Source organism: Cupriavidus ulmosensis, from assembly GCF_977008105.1.
In genome coordinates this window covers 2,018,207-2,035,760 of sequence record NZ_CDRMWP010000001.1, presented here as the reverse complement: position 1 = coordinate 2,035,760, position 17,554 = coordinate 2,018,207, and the positions used below count along the sequence as shown (strand labels likewise).

Here is a 17,554-nt window from a genome sequence, read left to right as displayed (position 1 = left end):
CGGCCGCCGCATGCCGCCGGCGGCATTGCGCAACAGCGGGGGCCGCGGCCCCGACGGAGTGCCATGCATGTGATCGTGATCGGCGCCGGCGTGATCGGCGTGTGCTCGGCCTGGTATCTGCGCGAAGCCGGCTTCGACGTGACCGTGGTCGAGCGGCGCGCGGCGCCCGCGCAGGAATCGAGCTTCGGCAACGCCGGCGTGATCGCGCCCGGCTACGTCACGCCATGGGCCGCGCCGGGCATGCCCGGCAAGGTGCTGCGCAACCTGTTCGCCAGCACCTCGCCGGTGCTGTTCCGCCCCAGCGCCGACCCGGCCATGTGGCGCTGGATCGCGCGCTGGCTCGGCGAATGCACGCTGGAGCGCTATCGCGTGAACAAGCTGCGCATGCAGCGGCTGGCCTTCTACAGCCGCGAATGCCTGCACGCGCTGCGCGGCAAGCTCGAGATCGACTACGAGCAGTCGCAGGGCTACCTGCAACTGTTCCGCACGCGGCGCGACCTGGCGCTGGCCGAGCCGGCGCTGGCGCTGCTGCGCGAGCACAAGGTGCCGCACCGCCTGGTCGACGCCGACGGCTGCCGCGGCATCGAGCCCGGCCTGACCACCGACACACCGCTGGCCGGCGGCCTGCACCTGCCCGAGGACGAATCCGGCAACTGCCCGATGTTCGTGCGGCGCCTGCGCACGCTGGCCGAGGCCGCGGGCGTGCGCTTCGTCATGGACCGCGACGCCGGCGCGCCGCGCCCGCTGCCGGGCGGCGGGCTCGCGCTGGACCTGCGCGCTGTGGACCATGGCACGGGCCACGATGCGGGCCACGCCGCCGGCGGCGCGCCCGAGACGCTCACCGCGGACCGCATGCTGGTGTGCGCGGGCGTGGGCAGCGCCGCGCTGCTGCGCCCGCTCGGCCTGCGCATCCCGCTCTACCCGGTCAAGGGATACTCCGCCACCGTGCAGGTCAGCGACGAGCTGCAGGCGCCGCTGGCCGCGCTGATGGACGAGTCGTACAAGGTGGCCATCACGCGCATGGGCAACCGCCTGCGCGTGGCCGGCACGGCCGAGCTCGGCTCGCGCCGGCTCGACCTGCGCCCGGCCGCCGTCAACACCCTGCTCAAGGTGGCGCGCGACTGGTTCCCGGTGGCCGGCCACTACGGCAATGCCACGCTGTGGGCCGGCGCGCGCCCGATGCTGCCGGACGGCCCGCCGCTGATCGGCGCCACCGCCGTGCCCGGCCTGTTCCTCAACCTCGGCCACGGCTCGACCGGCTGGGCGATGGCCTGCGGCTCGGGCCGCATCGCCGCCGACCTGATCGCCGGCAACGCCGCCGCCATCGACCTGGAGGGCCTCACGCCCGCCCGCTACGGCCTCGGGCCGCGCTGACCATGCACACACCCCTGCCCGCTTTCCATTCCGCCGCGGCCTGGCTGCCGCTCGACGCCGCCAGCGCCGCCGGCATCCCGCTCTACGACGTGGCCGCCATCCGCCGCATCGAGGCCGCGGCGATGGCGACGCTGCCCGCCTTCGAGCTGATGTCGCGCGCCGGCGCCGCCGCCGCGGACTGGCTGGCGCGGCATGCGCCGGACGGCCCGCTGCTGATGCTGGCCGGCCCGGGCAACAACGGCGGCGACGCGCTGGTGGCCGCCACCCGCCTGCACCTGGCCGGGCGCGCGGTGCAGGCCTGGCTCACGGCCGAGCCGGACCGCCTGCCCGCCGACGCGGCGCGCGCCTGGCTGGAAGCGCGCGCCGCCGGCGTGCCGCTGCGCGTGCTGCCCCAGTCCGCCTGCCAGGGCGGCCTGCCGCCGCTGCCGGCCGAGACCCGCGCGCTGGTCGACGGCCTGCTCGGCATCGGCCTCAACCGCCCCGCCGACGGCTACGTCGCGCAGTGGATCGCCCATCTCAACGGCGCCGGGCTGCCGGTGTTCGCCCTCGACATTCCCAGCGGCCTGTTCGCCGACACCGGCGCCGGCGCGCCGGCGGTATGCGCGTGCCGCACGCTGACCTTCATCGGCGCCAAGCCGGGCCTGCTGACGCTGGACGGCCGCGACTGCGCGGGCGAGGTGGACATCGCCCCGCTCGACCTGATCTATCCGCCGGCCGAGCACGCATGCGCCACGGTCAACGTGCCGGCCTCGTTCGCCGCGGCGCTGCCGGCGCGCCGGCATGCCACCAACAAGGGCAGCTTCGGCTCGCTGGCGGTGATCGGCGGCGGCGTGGGCATGACCGGCGCGCCGCTGCTGGGCGCGCGCGCCGCGCAGCACCTCGGCGCCGGGCGCGTGCACATCGCCTTCCTGGCGCAGCCGGCGCCGCTGCTCGATCCGGTGCATCCGGAACTGATGCTGCACCCGATCGCGGAGGTCGACCTGTCCGCCATGAACGCGCTGGTGATCGGCCCCGGCATGGGCACCGGCACGGCGGCGCGCAAGCAGCTCGCGCAACTGCTGCACGGCTGCGCGGCTGCGGCCGAACCGCCGGCGCTGGTGCTGGACGCCGACGCGCTCAACCTGCTGGCCGCCGACCCCGCGCTGGCCGCGCTGCTGGCCGGCAGCGCGGCGGTGCGCGTGATGACGCCGCACCCGCTCGAAGCCGCGCGCCTGGCCGGCCTGAGCGTGGCCGAGATCCAGCGCGACCGCCTCGCCGCGGCGCGCGCGCTGGCGGCGCAATGGCAGGCGGTGGTGGTGCTCAAGGGCTCCGGCACGGTGATCGCGGCACCGCCCGACGCGGCCGGCGGCGTGGCGCTGTCGGTCAACCCGACCGGCAACGCGGGCCTGGCCACCGCCGGCACCGGCGACGTGCTGGCCGGCATGGCCGGCGCGCTGCTGGCGCAGGGCATGCCGCCGCTGCAGGCCGCGCAGGCCGCGGTATGGCTGCACGGGCGTGCCGCCGACCGCCTGGTGGCCGACGGCATCGGGCCGGCCGGGCTGACCGCCAGCGAGCTCTACCTGCCGCTGCGCGCGCTGTTCAACGACCTGCTGCGGCAGCCGGGCCGCGCATGAGCGACGCCGCCGAGCGCGCCGCGCCGCTGGCGCCGGCCGGTTCCGCTACGGCATCCAGCGCGGCATCCGTCGCCGCGCCCGCCACGGCCCGCCGCCAGTTGCTGACCGGCGTGGCGCTGCTGGTGCTGGGCCAGTGGATCCTGAGCCTGCTCGACGCCAGCAGCAAGATGCTGACCCAGCAGGGCCTGCCGGTGATGGGCGTGGCCTGGGTGCGCTACGTGGGCCACGTGGCGGCGATCTTCCTGCTGCTGGGGCCGGCGCGCTTCCGCGCGCAGTGCCGCCCGACGAAGCCGGCCCTGCAATGGCTGCGCGGCGGCCTGATGCTGGTATCCACGCTGGTGTTCTTCAGCGTGCTCCGGCTGATGCCGCTGGCCGAGGCCACCGCGCTCAATTTCTGCGCGCCGCTGTTCGTGGTGGCGCTGTCGCCGTGGCTGCTCGGCGAGCGCCCCGGCTTTCACGCGCGCGCCAGCCGCTGGAGCGGCGTGGCGGTCGGCTTCGCCGGCATGCTGGTGGTGGTGCGCCCCGGCGGCGAGCTGAGCGGGCCGGGCATCGCGCTGGGCCTGCTGTCGGCGCTGGTGTTCGCGCTGATGCAGATGCTGACGCGGCGCATCGCCGCGCACGATGCGCCCATGACCACGCTGATCCAGAGCGGCGTCACCGGCGCGGCGCTGACCACCGCGCTGGTGCCGTTCTTCTGGTTCGAGTCGGTGCCCACGCCGCTGCAGGCGGGCCTGCTGCTGAGCACCGGCATCACCGGCTCGATCGGGCACTACTTCGTGATCCGCGCGTTCCAGTACGCGGACGCATCGTTTCTCAGCCCCTTCCTTTATCTGCAGATCCTGTCGGCCACCGCCATCGGCTACCTGGCTTTCGGCCAGTTGCCGGACTGGATCACGGCGCTGGGCGTGGCAGTGATCTGCGCCGGCGGCGTGTGCGTGGCCGGCGGCGAACCGGCGCTGCGCATGCTGGCGCGGAGGCTCGGCCGCGCGCGCTGAATGTCAGCCACGCACCGACAGCGCGCCATACCCCTATTTGGTAGTGTTTCGAAATACGAAGCAATGCCGTCTATTGCCGCTATTTGGCGAAAACACGTCATGTGGCGGCGCTATACTTCATGCGCGGCGCCGCCGGCCGGTTTCCGTACTGCATATCAAAGAATCTCCAGAGAATTCCGCACGCATGCCCACTGATTTCCACGCCTGGCGCTCCCTCCTGCAACACCACGAGACCATCCGCGACACCCCCATGCGCGACTGGTTCGATGCCGACGATGCCAGCCAGCGTGCCGCGCAATTCTCACTGGAAGCCGCCGGCCTGTACCTCGACTACGCCAAGAACCGCATCACGCCGCAGACCTTCGCGCTGCTGATGCAACTGGCCGACGAGGCTGGCGTGGCCCGCCGCCGCGACGCCATGTTCGCCGGCGACCACATCAACGCCACCGAGGACCGCGCGGTGCTGCACATCGCGCTGCGCGCCTGCCCCGGCACCACCTTCGAGGTGGACGGCAAGCCGGTGACGCCGGCGATTCATGCCGTGCTCGAGCGCATGCGCGTGTTTTCCGAACGGGTGCGCGGCGGCGAGTGGACCGGCGCCACCGGCAAGCGCATCACCGACGTCATCAACATCGGCATCGGCGGCTCGGACCTGGGCCCGCGCATGGTGTGCCGGGCGCTGTCGCACCTGGCCGACGGCGGGCCGCGCATGCATTTCGTCTCCAACGTGGACGGCACCGAGCTGGCCGAGACGCTGGCGCGGCTGGACCCGGAGCAGACCCTGGTGATCGTCTGCTCCAAGACCTTCACCACGCTCGAGACGATGGCCAACGCCAACAGCGCGCGCGCGTGGTTCCTGTCGCGCGGCGTGAGCCAGGCGCAACTGGCCAGCCACTTCGCCGCGGTGTCGACCAACGTGGAGGCGGTGCGCGCGTTCGGCATCGACCCGGCGCACATGTTCGAATTCTGGGACTGGATCGGCGGACGCTTCTCGCTGTGGTCCTCGGTGGGCCTGTCGATCGCGCTGGCGGTCGGCTACGATGCCTTCGCCGACCTGCTGGCCGGCGGCCGCGCGATGGACGAGCATTTCGCCGGCGCGCCGCTGGCGCGCAACATGCCGGTGGTGCTGGCCATGATCGGCATCTGGTACCGCGATTTCTTCGGCATGCCGACCAGCTGCATGGCGCCCTACTCGACCTCGCTGGAGCTGTTTCCCGCCTTCCTCCAGCAACTGGAGATGGAGAGCAACGGCAAGTCGGTCCAGCTCGACGGCCGCCCGGTGCGCGCGCATACCGCGCCGGTGGTGTGGGGCTCGGCCGGCACCAACGGCCAGCATGCGTATTTCCAGCTGATCCACCAGGGCTCGCAGATCGTGCCGGTGGATTTCGTGGCGCCGCTGCGGCCGCCGCGCGAGCTGCCCGGCCACCATGCCAAGCTGCTGGCCAACTGCTTCGCGCAGGGCGAGGCGCTGATGCGCGGGCGCAGCGCCGACGAGCTGCGCGCCGCCGGCATGACCGACGAGGTGCGCATCGCGCATATGGTGTTCGAAGGCAACCGGCCCAGCAACACGCTGCTGATGGAAGACATCACGCCGCATGCGCTCGGCGCGCTGATCGCGCTGTACGAGCACCGCACCTTCGTGCAGGGCGTGGTGTGGAACATCAATTCGTTCGACCAGTGGGGCGTGGAGCTGGGCAAGATCCTGGCCAAGCCGATCGAAGCCGAGCTGACCGGCGCGGTGGCCGCGCCGGCGCCGCACGACGCCTCCACCAGCGGCCTGATCGCCCGCGCGCGCGCCGCGCTGGGCACGGCCTAGTTTTCCCGCCCCTCCCGGACTTCCCGGACCTCCCGCGCGTCTCGTTCGCCGCCGGCTCAGACCGGCGCCGCCATCAACTCGTCGCTGGCCACGCGCCCGGCCTCGATGGTCAGGACGCGCCCGCAGCGCGCCGCCACCGAGCGGTCGTGCGTGACCAGCACCAGGGTCGAGCCGGCATCGCGGTTGAGCTCGAACATCAGCGCGATCACGGCCTCGCCGGTGGCGGTGTCGAGGCTGCCGGTGGGCTCGTCGGCGAACAGGATGTCCGGGCGCGCCACGAACGCGCGCGCCAGCGCCACGCGCTGCTGCTCGCCGCCGGACAGCGTGCGCGGATAATGCGAAAGACGCCCGCCCAGGCCAACGCGCGCCAGCATGTCGGCCGCGCGTTCGCGCACGCCTTCGGTCTCGCCGCGCAGCTCCAGCGGCAGCATCACGTTCTCCAGCGCGGTCAGGTGGCCGACCAGCTGGAACGACTGGAACACGAAGCCGACGTGGCGGCCGCGCTGCGCCGCGCGCTGGTCCTCGTCGAGCTGGAACAGGTCCTGGCCGTTGAGCCGGACCGTGCCCGTGGTGGGCAGGTCGAGGCCGGCCAGCAGGCCCAGCAGCGTCGACTTGCCCGAGCCGGAGGCCCCCACGATGGCCAGCGTTTCGCCGCGCGTGACGGAAAACGTGACGTCATGCAGAATCGTCAGCGAACCGGTCGTGTCGGCTACGGTCTTTCCTAATGACTCGACTGCAAGAATGGAAGAAGACATGAGCAAGAAGTTCTGGTGCGGTTGGCGCAAGCTGGGGCTGGCGCTGTGTGCGGCCACGCTGCTGCCCTTGACGGCGGCGGCCTCGGCGCCGGCCATCCTGGTGCTGGGCGACAGCCTGTCCGCGGAGTATGGCATCGCGCGCGACGCGGGCTGGGTCAAGCTGATGGAAGCCCGGCTGCGCGCCGAGCGCCTCGATTATAGCGTCGTGAACGCCAGCATCAGCGGCGAGACCACCGTGGGCGGCAAGACCCGCCTGCCCGACCTGCTGGCGCGCCACCACCCCGCCGTGGTGATCGTGGAGCTCGGCGCCAACGATGCGCTGCGCGGCCTGCCGCTGCAGACCACCGAGGCCAACCTGCGCAGCATCGTCACCGGCGCGCAGCAGGCCCGGGCCGGCGTGCTGCTGGTCGGCATGCGCATCCCGCCCAACTACGGGCCGGACTACACGGAACGCTTTTTCGCGCTCTACCCGAAGCTGGCCGGCGAATACAAGACGCGGCTGGTGCCGTTCCTGCTCGAAGGGGTCATCGCCCGGCCGGACTGGTTCCAGCAGGACCGCATGCATCCCACGGCGCAGGCGCAGGGCACGCTGCTCGATACGGTGTGGCCGCAGCTCAGGCCGCTGCTGAAGGCGCCGGCGGCGCGCGCCGCCGAGCGCTAGGGCATACGACTGCCGGAATGAAAAAGAGGCGCCCGCTGGGGCGCCCCTGGCTTTGTGCCGATGGGTCGTCTTGCTGCCGGCAATCCTTACTGCGCGGCGGCCTCGCTCGCGGCCGCGGCGACGGGCTTGAGCACCTTCACCTTCGCTGCCGCCTTCAGGCTGTCATAGAACGCTTCGAGCTCGGTCTGGCCGGCCATCTGCGCCAGCTGCTGGGCCTCGCCCTGGCGCTGCGCGGGGTCCACCTGCGCGGGCTGGCTGACCTTGGCGATGCGATAGATGGCATAACCGTCCGCGCCGAGGTCGACGCCGACCAGCGCGGGCAGCTTGGCGACGTCGGCGCGCATCACGGCTTCCAGCGCCTTGGGCGGCAGGTTCTCGGGCTTGGCGCGCGACACCGTGAGCACCGGGCCGAAGCCTTCGGCGGCGCCGCTCTTCTTGAGCGCTTCCAGGCGCGCCGCGCCTTCCTTGTCGGCCAGCTCGGCGGCCTGCTGCGCGATGTAGCCTTCGCGCACCTTGGCCTGCACGTCTTCGAACTTGCGCGTGGTGGCCGGGCGGTAGTCGACGATGCGCGCCGCCACCAGCATGTTGGGCGCGACCTGCACGGCTTCGGTGTTGCGCTTGTTCTTGAGCGAGTCCTCGCTGAACAGCGCCTTGAGCAGCTTGTCGTTGTTGAGCGGGTTCTGCGCGCCCAGCGCCGGGTTCGGCTCGCGCGTCACGCCGTCGGCGGTCTGGATGGTCAGCTTGAACTTGTCGGCGGCGGACTTGAGGCTGTCGGACTGCTCATAGACCGTGTTGCCGAACGCGTCGGCCAGTTCGGTGAACTTCTTGGCGGCAAGCTGCTTGCGCAGTTCGGCTTCGAGGTCGGTGCGGACCTGGTCGAGCGGCTTGGTCTCGGCCGGCTTGATGCCGGTGAGCTTGATGATGTGGTAGCCGTAGTCGGTTTCCACCACATCGCTGAGCTGGCCGTCCTTGAGCGAGAACATGGCGTCCTCGAACGGCTTGACCAGCGCGCCGCGGCCCATGAAGCCGAGGTCGCCGCCCTTCTCCGCCGAGCCCGGATCCTTCGATTCCTTGCGCGCCACGTCGGCGAAGGTTTCCGGATGCTTGCGCAGGTCTTCCAGCAGCTTGGCCGCCTTTTCCTGGGCGGCCTTGCGGTCCGCCGCCGGCGCGTCCTTGGGCGAGGCGATCAGGATATGGCTGGCGCGGCGCTGCTCGTCGGTGCGAAAGCGCGCGATGTTGCTGTCGTAGTAGGACTTGAGCTCCTCGGGCGTGACCGGCGTCGAGGCGGCCAGCGCGTCGGCCGACAGCACCAGGTATTCGACCTTGGCCTGCTCGGGCACGGCGAACTGCGTCTTGTGGCTTTCGTAGTACGCCTTCAGCGCGGCTTCGTCGGGCGCGACCTTGGCGGCGAAATCGGCCGGCTTGAACTGCAGCACCTGCACGTCGCGCTGCTGGTCGCGGATGGCGATCAGGCGGTCGAGCAGCGACTTGGGCACGAAGGCCGTGGCGCCGATCGAGCCGCCGAGCTGCTGCGTGGCGAGGTCGAAGCGCATGCGCGCCTCGAGCTGCTCGGGCGTGAGGCCCTGCTGGGCCAGCAGTTCGAGATAGGGCTTGGGCTCGAGGCGGCCGTCGGCCTGCTTGGGCAGGCTGGCGATCGCCGGGATGCTGTAGATGGCTTGCTGGAGCGCCACGTCGGACACCGTCAGATGCTTGCTGGCGACGTCGTTGGCCACCACGCGCTGCAGGATGAGCTGGTCGAGCACCTGCTGGCGGGCCTGCGCGCCTTCGAACTGGCGCGGGTCATAGTTGGGGCCGAGCACCTGGCGCATGCGCTCGCTCTGGTCGCGCACGACGTTGTCGACTTCCTGCGTGGTGATCGCGCGGCCGTCGACCTTGGCTGCGTCGTGCGAGCTGTCCATGAAGCGCGAGTAGCTTTCCACGCCGAAGAATACGAACGACGGGAAGACAAGCACCAGCAGCAGCAGAAGCATCAAGCGGCGGTTGTTGCGTACGAAATCAAGCATGCGGACTCAGGAGAAGGGTTGGTACGAACGGCAAACTCCGGGATTCTATCAGGAGCGGCACGCTTCACGCGATTCGCGCGGATTGGCGAGCCTGCGCCCTCACCTGCTTTGCGCTTTTCCGGGATGCTCTTTGTCGCCATTTGTCCAGCGGTCCGAATGCGCTTATTATCCAAGTCGAATCTTTGATATTGATTTGCCGAACAATGCCACGCTCGAGCGCCTGGCAATCCGCCTCCCGAAACCATCAGCCCGGAGAATCGATATGTCCCTTCCTTCTTGCCTTCCGCTAGTTCAAGCGCCAATGGTCGGCTCGCTGAGCCCTCTCACGATTGCCGTCTGCGAGGCGGGCGGGCTGGGTTCATTGGCTTGTGCGGCGCTTACGCCGGTGCAACTGCGCGAGCAGATCAGCGCCATTCGCGCACGGACATCGGCCCCGTTCAATATCAATTTTTTCTGTCACGTGGCGCCGACGCCGGACGACGAAGCACAAGCGACGTGGCAATCATTGCTCGCGCCCTATTACGGGGAAATCGGCCTCGACCTGTCCGCTGCTCAGAAAGGGCCAGGCAGGGCGCCTTTCGACGACGCCATGTGCGAGGTAGTCGAGGAAACCAGGCCGCCCGTGGTCAGCTTTCATTTCGGGCTGCCGGCCGAAGCCCTGCTTGCGCGAGTCAGGCGTACAGGCGCGATGATCGTGTCTTCCGCGACGACGGTAGAAGAGGCGCGCTGGCTTGAAGCACATGGCGTGGACGCGATCGTCGCGCAAGGCGTGGAGGCAGGCGGGCATCGCGGTATGTTCCTGGGCGACGACATTGACGCGCAGCCTGCTTTGTTTGCACTGTTGCCGCAGATCGTGGATGCAGTGCGCATTCCCGTGATCGCGGCCGGCGCCATTGCCGATGGCCGCGGCATCGCTGCCGCGTTTGCGCTCGGGGCAAGCGCCGTGCAGATCGGAACGGCTTATCTGCTGACGCCCGAGGCAGGCAGATCGGGTTTGCACCGCGCTGCCGTAGGCAACGCCCGTGCCGATGCGACGCGACTGACCAATCTCTATACAGGCCGGCCGGCACGCGGATTGATGACCCGCTTCATGCGCGAGCAAGGACCGATGAATCCAGCCGCGCCGGCATTTCCTCTGGCGACCGGCGCAGTCGATCCGCTACGTGCCGCCTTCGAGCAAGCAGGAAGCGAAGATTTCTCGCTGCTGTGGGCAGGCGAGGCGGCAGCACTGGCACGCAAAGAAGATGCGGCTGCGTTGACGCGCCGACTGTGGGAGGACGCACTCGCGTGCGGCGCGGGTCTCGGCGCAGCGCTGGCCCGACAAGTACAGTGAATACCTGATAGCGCACGGGAATGCGCGGCCCCGAAAAGACAAGACCCCAGCAAACGATAGTCTGCTGGGGTCCTGGCATGGATGCTGGCGGAGTGGACGGGGCTCGAACCCGCGACCCCCGGCGTGACAGGCCGGTATTCTAACCAACTGAACTACCACTCCTGGATTCGGTGCGGCCGTGCTCTTGCGTGCTGTTCTTCGTCGCGACGAGACCGAAGAGGCGAGAGACGGCGAGGTGTCCGAGGCACCGAGCGTGGTGGGTGCTGAGGGGCTCGAACCCCCGACCTACGCCTTGTAAGGGCGCCGCTCTACCAACTGAGCTAAGCACCCGCTCGTACCGCGAATCTGCATGTATCGCCGCGCACATATCAGAGCACTTACTGCTGTTTGCGTTGCGAGGCCGCAAGTGTAATACAGGCGTCGCCGTTTTGCCAAGCATTCTTCATGGCCGCATCGGGCGGCGCAAAAGCCGCGTACGGGCCGCGTGAAAGCCCCGTAAACAACCCTGCGCAACCCCGCGCAACCCTGCGCGATGGTCGTGCGCGCCGACCTGCGCGATGCCTGCGCGCAATGAAAAACGCCGCGGGCAAAACCCGCGGCGTCTCGTGCTGCCGCCATGCGGCGGGGCCCCGGACAGCGGGCCCCTGCGATGTCAGTGATGGATCATCTCGACCTTGGCCGCGGCCTTGTCCGCCACGTCGGCGGGCTTGGCCACTTCCTCGGGCAGCGGCTCGGGCTTGCGCTCGAGCGCCAGTTCCAGGACCTTGTCGATCCAGCGCACCGGGATGATCTCGATGGCGTTCTTGACGTTGTCCGGGATCTCGGCCAGATCCTTCACGTTCTCCTCGGGGATCAGCACCAGCTTGATGCCGCCGCGATGGGCCGCCAGCAACTTCTCCTTGAGGCCGCCGATCGGCAGCACTTCGCCGCGCAGCGTGATCTCGCCGGTCATGGCCACGTCGGCGCGCACCGGGATGCCCGTCAGCACCGACACCAGCGCCGTGGTCATGGCGCCGCCGGCCGAAGGACCGTCCTTGGGCGTGGCACCTTCGGGCACGTGGATGTGGATGTCGCGCTTCTCGAACATCTCGTCCGGGATGCCCAGGCGGCGGGCGCGCGAGCGCACCACCGAGCGGGCCGCCTCGACCGACTCCTTCATCACGTCGCCGAGCGAGCCGGTGCGCGTGATGTTGCCCTTGCCCGGCATGATCGCGGCTTCGATGGTCAGCAGGTCGCCGCCCACCTCGGTCCACGCCAGGCCAGTCACCTGGCCGACCTGGTTTTCCTTGCCGGCCAGGCCGAAGTCGTACTTGCGCACGCCGAGGAACTTGTCGAGGTTGTCCGAGGACACCTTGACCGTGCCCGATTCCTTCTTGAGCAGCAGCAGCTTCACCACCTTGCGCGCGATCTTCGACACTTCACGCTCGAGCGAGCGCACGCCCGCTTCCCGCGTGTAGTAGCGGATGATGTCGCGCAGCGCTTCCTCGCTGACTTCGATCTCGCCTGCCTTCAGACCATTGTTCTTGATCTGCTTGGGCAGCAGGTAGCGCTGGGCGATGTTGACCTTTTCCTCTTCGGTGTAGCCGGAGAGGCGGATCACTTCCATGCGGTCCAGCAGCGGCGGCGGAATGTTCAGCGAGTTCGACGTCGCCACGAACATCACGTCGGACAGGTCGAAGTCCACTTCGATGTAGTGGTCCTGGAACGTGTGGTTCTGTTCCGGGTCCAGCACCTCGAGCAGCGCCGAGGAAGGATCGCCGCGGAAGTCCATGCCCATCTTGTCGATTTCGTCGAGCAGGAAGAGCGGATTGCGCACGCCGACCTTGGACAGGCTCTGCAGGATCTTGCCCGGCATCGAGCCGATGTAGGTCCTGCGGTGGCCGCGGATCTCGGCCTCGTCGCGCACGCCGCCCAGCGCCATGCGCACGAACTTGCGGTTCGTGGCGCGCGCCACCGACTGCCCGAGCGAGGTCTTGCCCACGCCGGGAGGCCCGACCAGGCACAGGATCGGCGCCTTCACCTTGTCCACGCGCTGTTGCACCGCGAGGTACTCGAGAATGCGTTCCTTGACCTTCTCCAGGCCATAGTGGTCTTCGTCGAGCACGCGCTCGGCGTTGGCGAGGTCGTTATTGACCTTGCTCTTCTTGCGCCACGGCAGGTTGACCAGCGTGTCGATGTAGTTGCGCACGACGGTGGCTTCGGCCGACATCGGCGACATCAGCTTGAGCTTCTTGAATTCGGCGTCGGCCTTCTTCTTGGCTTCCTTCGGCATGCGCGCGGCCTTGATGCGCTTGTCGAGCTCTTCCAGGTCGGCGCCCTCTTCGCCCTCGCCCAGTTCCTTCTGGATGGCCTTGACCTGCTCGTTCAGGTAGTACTCGCGCTGGCTCTTCTCCATCTGGCGCTTGACGCGGCCGCGGATGCGCTTTTCGACCTGCAGGATGTCGATCTCGCCCTCGAGCTGCGACAGCAGGCTCTCGAGGCGCTCGGTGACGTTCACCATCTCGAGGATCTTCTGCTTCTGCTCGAGCTTGATCGGCAGGTGCGCGGCGATGGTGTCGGCCAGGCGGCCGGGCTCGTCGATGCCCGACAGCGAGGTCAGGATCTCGGGCGGGATCTTCTTGTTGAGCTTCACGTACTGGTCGAACTGCGACACGATGGCGCGGCGCAGCGCCTCCGTCTCGGCGGTCTCGACCGGGCCCGGCGGCACGGGCACGGCTTCGCACATGAAGTGCGAGTCGTCTTCGCTCACTTCGCGGATATTCGCGCGCTGCGTGCCTTCGACCAGCACCTTGACGGTGCCGTCGGGCAGCTTGAGCATCTGCAGGATATTGGCGATGCAGCCCACCTCGTAGAGGTCGTCGGCGGTCGGCTCATCCTTGGCCGCCGTCTTCTGGGCTACAAGCATGATGCTCTTGCCCGACTCCATCGCAGTTTCAAGCGCCTTGATGGACTTCGGACGTCCCACGAACAGTGGGATCACCATGTGCGGAAACACCACCACGTCGCGCAGCGGCAACAGTGGCAGGCGAATCGGCTCAGCCGGGAGGAGTTGTGTTCCGGACATCATTTTCCCCAGTCAGTCATTTAGGCGTAAATTGGGCCGCATGAATCGATTGCAAGACACGCTTCGCCAACGATTCATGACCCCATGCAAATGCCGGTTTCCGCACTTGCAGGACCCGTCCAAACAGCATACCCCCGTTTCCTCCCCTTCGTTTTACGAAAATGAAGAAAAAAAGCCGCTCGCTTTTTGCGAGCGGCCTTTCGGTCTCGCTGCCGGCCTCGATCAAACACAAAGCGCCGGCGTTCGCCGTCAGTTCGAACCGGCCACCTTGGGCTGGTCCTCGTACATCAGCAGCGGCGGGGCATCCCCGGTGATGGTGTTCTCGTCGATCACCACCTTCTGCACACCCTTGTAGTTCGGCAGGTCGTACATCACGTCCATCAGCGACTGTTCGAGAATCGAACGCAGGCCGCGCGCGCCGGTCTTGCGGCGGATGGCCTTGCGCGCGATCGCGGACAGCGCGGCCGGGCGGATTTCCAGCTCCACGCCTTCCATCGCCAGCAGCTTCTGGTATTGCTTGACCAGCGCGTTCTTGGGCTCGACCAGGATCTGCATCAGCGCGGCCTCGTCGAGCTTGGCCAGCGTGGCGACCACCGGCAGGCGGCCGATCAGTTCCGGGATCAGGCCGAACTTGATCAGGTCTTCCGGCTCGGTCTGCGGCAGCACTTCGCTGGCGTCGCGCTCTTCCTTGCTCTGCACCTGCGCGGCAAAACCGATGCCGGTCTTGTCCGAGCGCTGCATGATGACCTTTTCCAGGCCGTCGAACGCGCCGCCGCAGATGAACAGGATGTTGGTCGTGTCGACCTGCAGGAAGTCCTGGTTCGGATGCTTGCGCCCGCCCTGCGGCGGCACCGAGGCCATCGTGCCCTCGATCAGCTTGAGCAGGGCCTGCTGCACGCCCTCGCCCGACACGTCGCGGGTGATGGACGGGTTGTCCGACTTGCGCGAGATCTTGTCGATCTCATCGATGTAGACGATGCCGCGCTGCGCCTTCTCCACCTCGTAGTTGCAGTTCTGCAGCAACTTCTGGATGATGTTTTCCACGTCCTCGCCGACGTAGCCGGCTTCGGTCAGCGTGGTGGCGTCGGCGATCACGAACGGCACGTTGAGCAGGCGCGCCAGCGTCTGCGCGAGCAGCGTCTTGCCCGAGCCGGTCGGCCCGATCAGCAGGATGTTGCTCTTGGACAACTCGACGTCGTCCTTCTTGCCGAGGTGCTTGAGGCGCTTGTAGTGGTTGTACACCGCCACGGCCAGGATCTTCTTGGCCTGTTCCTGCCCGATCACGTACTGATCGAGGCTTTCGCGGATCTCGTGCGGTGTGGGGAGATCGGACTTGGCCGTGGCGCCGGCATCCTTGTCGGATGCCGCTGCCTCGTCGCGGATGATCTCGTTGCACAGGTCGATGCATTCGTCGCAAATGAACACCGACGGGCCGGCGATGAGCTTCTTTACCTCGTGCTGGCTCTTGCCGCAGAACGAGCAGTAAAGGAGCTTCTCGCTGGATGAACCTTTTTTATCCGCCATAGGAATCAGTCACATTAGCAGTGTGCGTGCCGCAGGGCCAAGGCACTGCGGGGATACGCTTCAAACGCATCATACGCCAAAACAATTGGCGCGGCGGTGGAACCCCTACGCTGTGGGGCAAAAGCAAAAAACGAGGCGCCAGGCCTCGTTTCTGCATAGCCTTCTTCAATCCGCGCCGGCCCCGGAACCCGCGGGTTCCGGGGTGGCGTTTTCAGCTACGGCGGGCGATGACCTTGTCGATCAGGCCATAGTCCACCGCCTGGTCGCCGCTCATGAAGTTGTCGCGATCGGTATCGCGGGCAATCTTCTCGACCGGCTGGCCGGTGACTTCCGACAGGATGCCGTTCAGGCGCTCGCGCAGGTACAGGATCTCGCGGGCCTGGATCTCGATGTCCGAGGCCTGGCCGCGCGCGCCGCCGAGCGGCTGGTGGATCATGATGCGCGAGTTCGGCAGCGCCGAACGCTTGCCCTTGGCGCCGGCTGCCAGCAGGAACGCGCCCATGCTGGCGGCCATGCCCATGCACAGCGTGGATACGTCCGGCTTGACGAACTGCATGGTGTCGTAGATGGCGAGGCCCGCCGACACCGAGCCGCCCGGCGAGTTGATGTAGAGCGAGACGTCCTTGTCGGGATTTTCGCTCTCCAGGAACAGCAGTTGTGCCACCACCAGGTTAGCGGTCTGGTCGTTGACTTCGCCCACCATGAAGATCACGCGCTCCTTCAGCAGGCGCGAGTAGATGTCATAGGCGCGCTCGCCCCGACCGGACTGCTCGACCACCATCGGCACCAGCCCGAGTCCCTGCGTTTCCAGGGCGGAGGCCTGCGTGGTGGCCAGACGGTCAAGCAAATCATTGCGGGTCATGCAAGTTCTCCTGGAGTTCGGTGAGAGACAAGGCGGCGAGAAGCGAGGCCGCGGCCGGCGCCGCCATCAGGAAACGGCGCGCCGGACTGGCCAGGCTCAGGCCTGCTGAGGCTGGTTGCCTTCGGCAGTCAGTTCCTCGAAGGACACCGTCTTGTCGGTGACCTTGGCCTTGTCGCACACGAAATTTACCACGTTGTTTTCGAGCACGTAGGCCTCCATCTCGGCCAGGCGCTGCTGGTCGCCGTAGTACCAGCGCATGACTTCCTTCGGGTCCTCGTAGCTCTTGGCGAAGTCCTCGATCTCGGCCTTGATCTGGTCGGCCTTGGCGTCCAGGCCGTGGGCCTTGACGATCTCGGCCAGGATCAGGCCCAGCTTGACGCGGCGCTCGGCCTGCTGGGTGAACATCTCGGCCGGAATCGGCATGTCCTTGGCGTTCGGCATGCCGCGCTGTTCCAGGTCGCGGCGGGCCATCTCGACCAGGCGCTCCTGGTCCTGCTCGACCAGTGCCTTGGGCACGTCCAGCTCGCTGGCCTTGAGCAGCGCGTCCATCACCTGGTCCTTCAGCATGGCGTGGGTGCGGCGCTTGACTTCGCGCTCGAGGTTCTCGCGGATGTCGGCGCGCATCTTCTCGACGCTGCCGTCGGCGATGCCGAGCGACTTGGCGAACTCGTCGTTGACTTCCGGCAGGTGCGCCCACTCGATCTTCTTGAGCGTGACGGTGAACTCGGCGGTCTTGCCGGCCACTTCCTTGCCGTGGTAGTCGGCGGGGAAGGTCAGCGGGAAGCTCTTGCTTTCGCCGACCTTCAGGCCCAGGGCGGCCTGCTCGAACTCGGGCAGCATGCGGCCTTCGCCCAGCACGAAGGCGAAGTCGTCCGCCTTGCCGCCGGGGAATTCGACGTCGTCGATCTTGCCGACGAAGTCCAGCGTGACGCGGTCGCCGTTCTGGGCAGCCGCTTCGCCGCCGCCGTCGCCGTGCTCGCCGGCTTCGCCGCGGGTGTGGTAGTGCACGCGCTGCTTGCGCAGGATGTCGATGGTCTTGTCGACTTCGGCATCGGTGATTTCGGTCTTGGTGCGGGTCACTTCGGCCGTGGCCAGGTCACCCAGCTTGACTTCCGGGTACACCTCGAAGGTGGCGTCGAACGCCACTTCGTCCTCGCCCACGCCTTCGGTCTTGACTTCGAAGCGCGGCTGGCCGGCGACCTTGACGTCCTGTTCCTTGGTGATGTCGAAGAACTTGCGGGCAGCCTTGTCGTAGCGCACTTCGAACTCGACTTGCTGGCCGTACTGCTTCTCGACCATCTTCATCGGCACCTTGCCGGGACGGAAACCGGACATCTTCACCGTCTTCGACAGGCGAACCAGACGATCCTGCTTTTCCTTTTCGACTTCGGCCTTGGGAATGGCCAGGGTCACCTTGCGGTCCAGTTTGCCAAGGTTTTCAATGACATTCGACATGGTCGTTGATCCAATCCAGAGATGTTGTTGTGTTCGTAAGCGCACCCCGCCCGCGCGCCCGGCATGAAGCGGGGCAAT

The 17,554-nt window shown here is 67.9% G+C and carries 12 protein-coding genes and 2 tRNA genes; 6 read left to right on the top strand and 8 right to left on the bottom strand.

Translation table 11 applies throughout. From position 1 onward, the window contains the following. Positions 1-63: 63 nt before the first annotated feature. From ACWTPI_RS09310 to pgi, 4 genes are all read left to right on the top strand, one after another. Positions 64-1,374: a D-amino acid dehydrogenase gene (locus ACWTPI_RS09310; RefSeq protein WP_059412677.1), complete on the top strand. Its 1,311-nt coding sequence runs from the start codon at positions 64-66 to the stop codon at positions 1,372-1,374. A 2-nt stretch (positions 1,375-1,376) separates the two neighbouring features. Beyond that, on the top strand, positions 1,377-2,987 hold the full coding sequence (locus ACWTPI_RS09305) for an NAD(P)H-hydrate dehydratase (protein ID WP_454731525.1): 1,611 nt from the start codon (positions 1,377-1,379) through the stop codon (positions 2,985-2,987). Beyond that, complete coding sequence (locus ACWTPI_RS09300; protein ID WP_454731524.1) at positions 2,984-3,982, top strand: DMT family transporter; 999 nt, start codon at positions 2,984-2,986, stop codon at positions 3,980-3,982. Before ACWTPI_RS09305 ends, ACWTPI_RS09300 begins: the two co-directional genes overlap by 4 nt. A gap of 184 nt (positions 3,983-4,166) precedes the next feature. Next, positions 4,167-5,798, top strand: coding sequence for a glucose-6-phosphate isomerase (gene pgi, locus ACWTPI_RS09295; protein ID WP_059412676.1), 1,632 nt, complete (start codon positions 4,167-4,169; stop codon positions 5,796-5,798). Between the two features lie 56 nt (positions 5,799-5,854). On the opposite strand, the gene ACWTPI_RS09290 is transcribed toward pgi, so the two are convergent. Beyond that, positions 5,855-6,553, bottom strand: a complete 699-nt coding sequence (locus ACWTPI_RS09290; RefSeq protein WP_029043755.1) for an ABC transporter ATP-binding protein — start codon at positions 6,551-6,553, stop codon at positions 5,855-5,857. Here ACWTPI_RS09290 and ACWTPI_RS09285 point away from each other — a divergent pair. Then, complete coding sequence (locus ACWTPI_RS09285; RefSeq protein ID WP_454731523.1) at positions 6,552-7,214, top strand: arylesterase; 663 nt, start codon at positions 6,552-6,554, stop codon at positions 7,212-7,214. The two genes, ACWTPI_RS09290 and ACWTPI_RS09285, sit on opposite strands and share 2 nt — an antisense overlap. An 86-nt stretch (positions 7,215-7,300) precedes the next feature. Here the strand turns inward: ACWTPI_RS09285 and ACWTPI_RS09280 are convergent, their stop codons facing one another. Further along, entirely contained in the window at positions 7,301-9,238 is a 1,938-nt protein-coding gene (locus ACWTPI_RS09280) for a SurA N-terminal domain-containing protein (RefSeq protein WP_454731522.1), read from the bottom strand. 262 nt (positions 9,239-9,500) lie between these two features. Here ACWTPI_RS09280 and ACWTPI_RS09275 point away from each other — a divergent pair, with 262 nt between their 5' ends. Continuing rightward, positions 9,501-10,571: an NAD(P)H-dependent flavin oxidoreductase gene (locus tag ACWTPI_RS09275; protein WP_454732463.1), complete on the top strand. Its 1,071-nt coding sequence runs from the start codon at positions 9,501-9,503 to the stop codon at positions 10,569-10,571. Between the two features lie 85 nt (positions 10,572-10,656). On the opposite strand, the gene ACWTPI_RS09270 is transcribed toward ACWTPI_RS09275, so the two are convergent. From ACWTPI_RS09270 to tig, 6 genes are all read right to left on the bottom strand, one after another. Beyond that, positions 10,657-10,733: transfer RNA gene (locus tag ACWTPI_RS09270), tRNA-Asp, on the bottom strand. 92 nt (positions 10,734-10,825) lie between these two features. After that, positions 10,826-10,901: transfer RNA gene (locus tag ACWTPI_RS09265), tRNA-Val, on the bottom strand. A gap of 322 nt (positions 10,902-11,223) precedes the next feature. Further along, the gene (lon, locus tag ACWTPI_RS09260) at positions 11,224-13,635 is read right to left on the bottom strand and encodes an endopeptidase La (protein WP_454732462.1); all 2,412 of its coding nucleotides are present in this window, start codon (positions 13,633-13,635) and stop codon (positions 11,224-11,226) included. 249 nt (positions 13,636-13,884) lie between these two features. After that, positions 13,885-15,159, bottom strand: coding sequence for an ATP-dependent Clp protease ATP-binding subunit ClpX (clpX, locus tag ACWTPI_RS09255; protein ID WP_020203704.1), 1,275 nt, complete (start codon positions 15,157-15,159; stop codon positions 13,885-13,887). Positions 15,160-15,370: 211 nt separating this feature from the next. Next, positions 15,371-16,021: an ATP-dependent Clp endopeptidase proteolytic subunit ClpP gene (gene clpP, locus ACWTPI_RS09250; RefSeq protein ID WP_020203705.1), complete on the bottom strand. Its 651-nt coding sequence runs from the start codon at positions 16,019-16,021 to the stop codon at positions 15,371-15,373. Positions 16,022-16,117: 96 nt separating this feature from the next. Beyond that, complete coding sequence (tig, locus tag ACWTPI_RS09245) at positions 16,118-17,476, bottom strand: trigger factor (protein WP_020203706.1); 1,359 nt, start codon at positions 17,474-17,476, stop codon at positions 16,118-16,120. Positions 17,477-17,554 lie beyond the last annotated feature (78 nt).

Excerpts from the sequence above, each read along its gene's own strand:
- ACWTPI_RS09310 (WP_059412677.1), top strand. The coding sequence starts at position 64 with ATGCATGTGATCGTGATCGGCGCCGGCGTGATCGGCGTGTGCTCGGCC.
- ACWTPI_RS09305 (WP_454731525.1), top strand. The coding sequence starts at position 1,377 with ATGCACACACCCCTGCCCGCTTTCCATTCCGCCGCGGCCTGGCTGCCG.
- ACWTPI_RS09300 (WP_454731524.1), top strand. The coding sequence starts at position 2,984 with ATGAGCGACGCCGCCGAGCGCGCCGCGCCGCTGGCGCCGGCCGGTTCC.
- pgi (WP_059412676.1), top strand. The coding sequence starts at position 4,167 with ATGCCCACTGATTTCCACGCCTGGCGCTCCCTCCTGCAACACCACGAG.
- ACWTPI_RS09285 (WP_454731523.1), top strand. The coding sequence starts at position 6,552 with ATGAGCAAGAAGTTCTGGTGCGGTTGGCGCAAGCTGGGGCTGGCGCTG.
- ACWTPI_RS09290 (WP_029043755.1), bottom strand. The coding sequence starts at position 6,553 with ATGTCTTCTTCCATTCTTGCAGTCGAGTCATTAGGAAAGACCGTAGCC.
- ACWTPI_RS09280 (WP_454731522.1), bottom strand. The coding sequence starts at position 9,238 with ATGCTTGATTTCGTACGCAACAACCGCCGCTTGATGCTTCTGCTGCTG.
- ACWTPI_RS09275 (WP_454732463.1), top strand. The coding sequence starts at position 9,501 with ATGTCCCTTCCTTCTTGCCTTCCGCTAGTTCAAGCGCCAATGGTCGGC.
- lon (WP_454732462.1), bottom strand. The coding sequence starts at position 13,635 with ATGTCCGGAACACAACTCCTCCCGGCTGAGCCGATTCGCCTGCCACTG.
- clpX (WP_020203704.1), bottom strand. The coding sequence starts at position 15,159 with ATGGCGGATAAAAAAGGTTCATCCAGCGAGAAGCTCCTTTACTGCTCG.
- clpP (WP_020203705.1), bottom strand. The coding sequence starts at position 16,021 with ATGACCCGCAATGATTTGCTTGACCGTCTGGCCACCACGCAGGCCTCC.
- tig (WP_020203706.1), bottom strand. The coding sequence starts at position 17,476 with ATGTCGAATGTCATTGAAAACCTTGGCAAACTGGACCGCAAGGTGACC.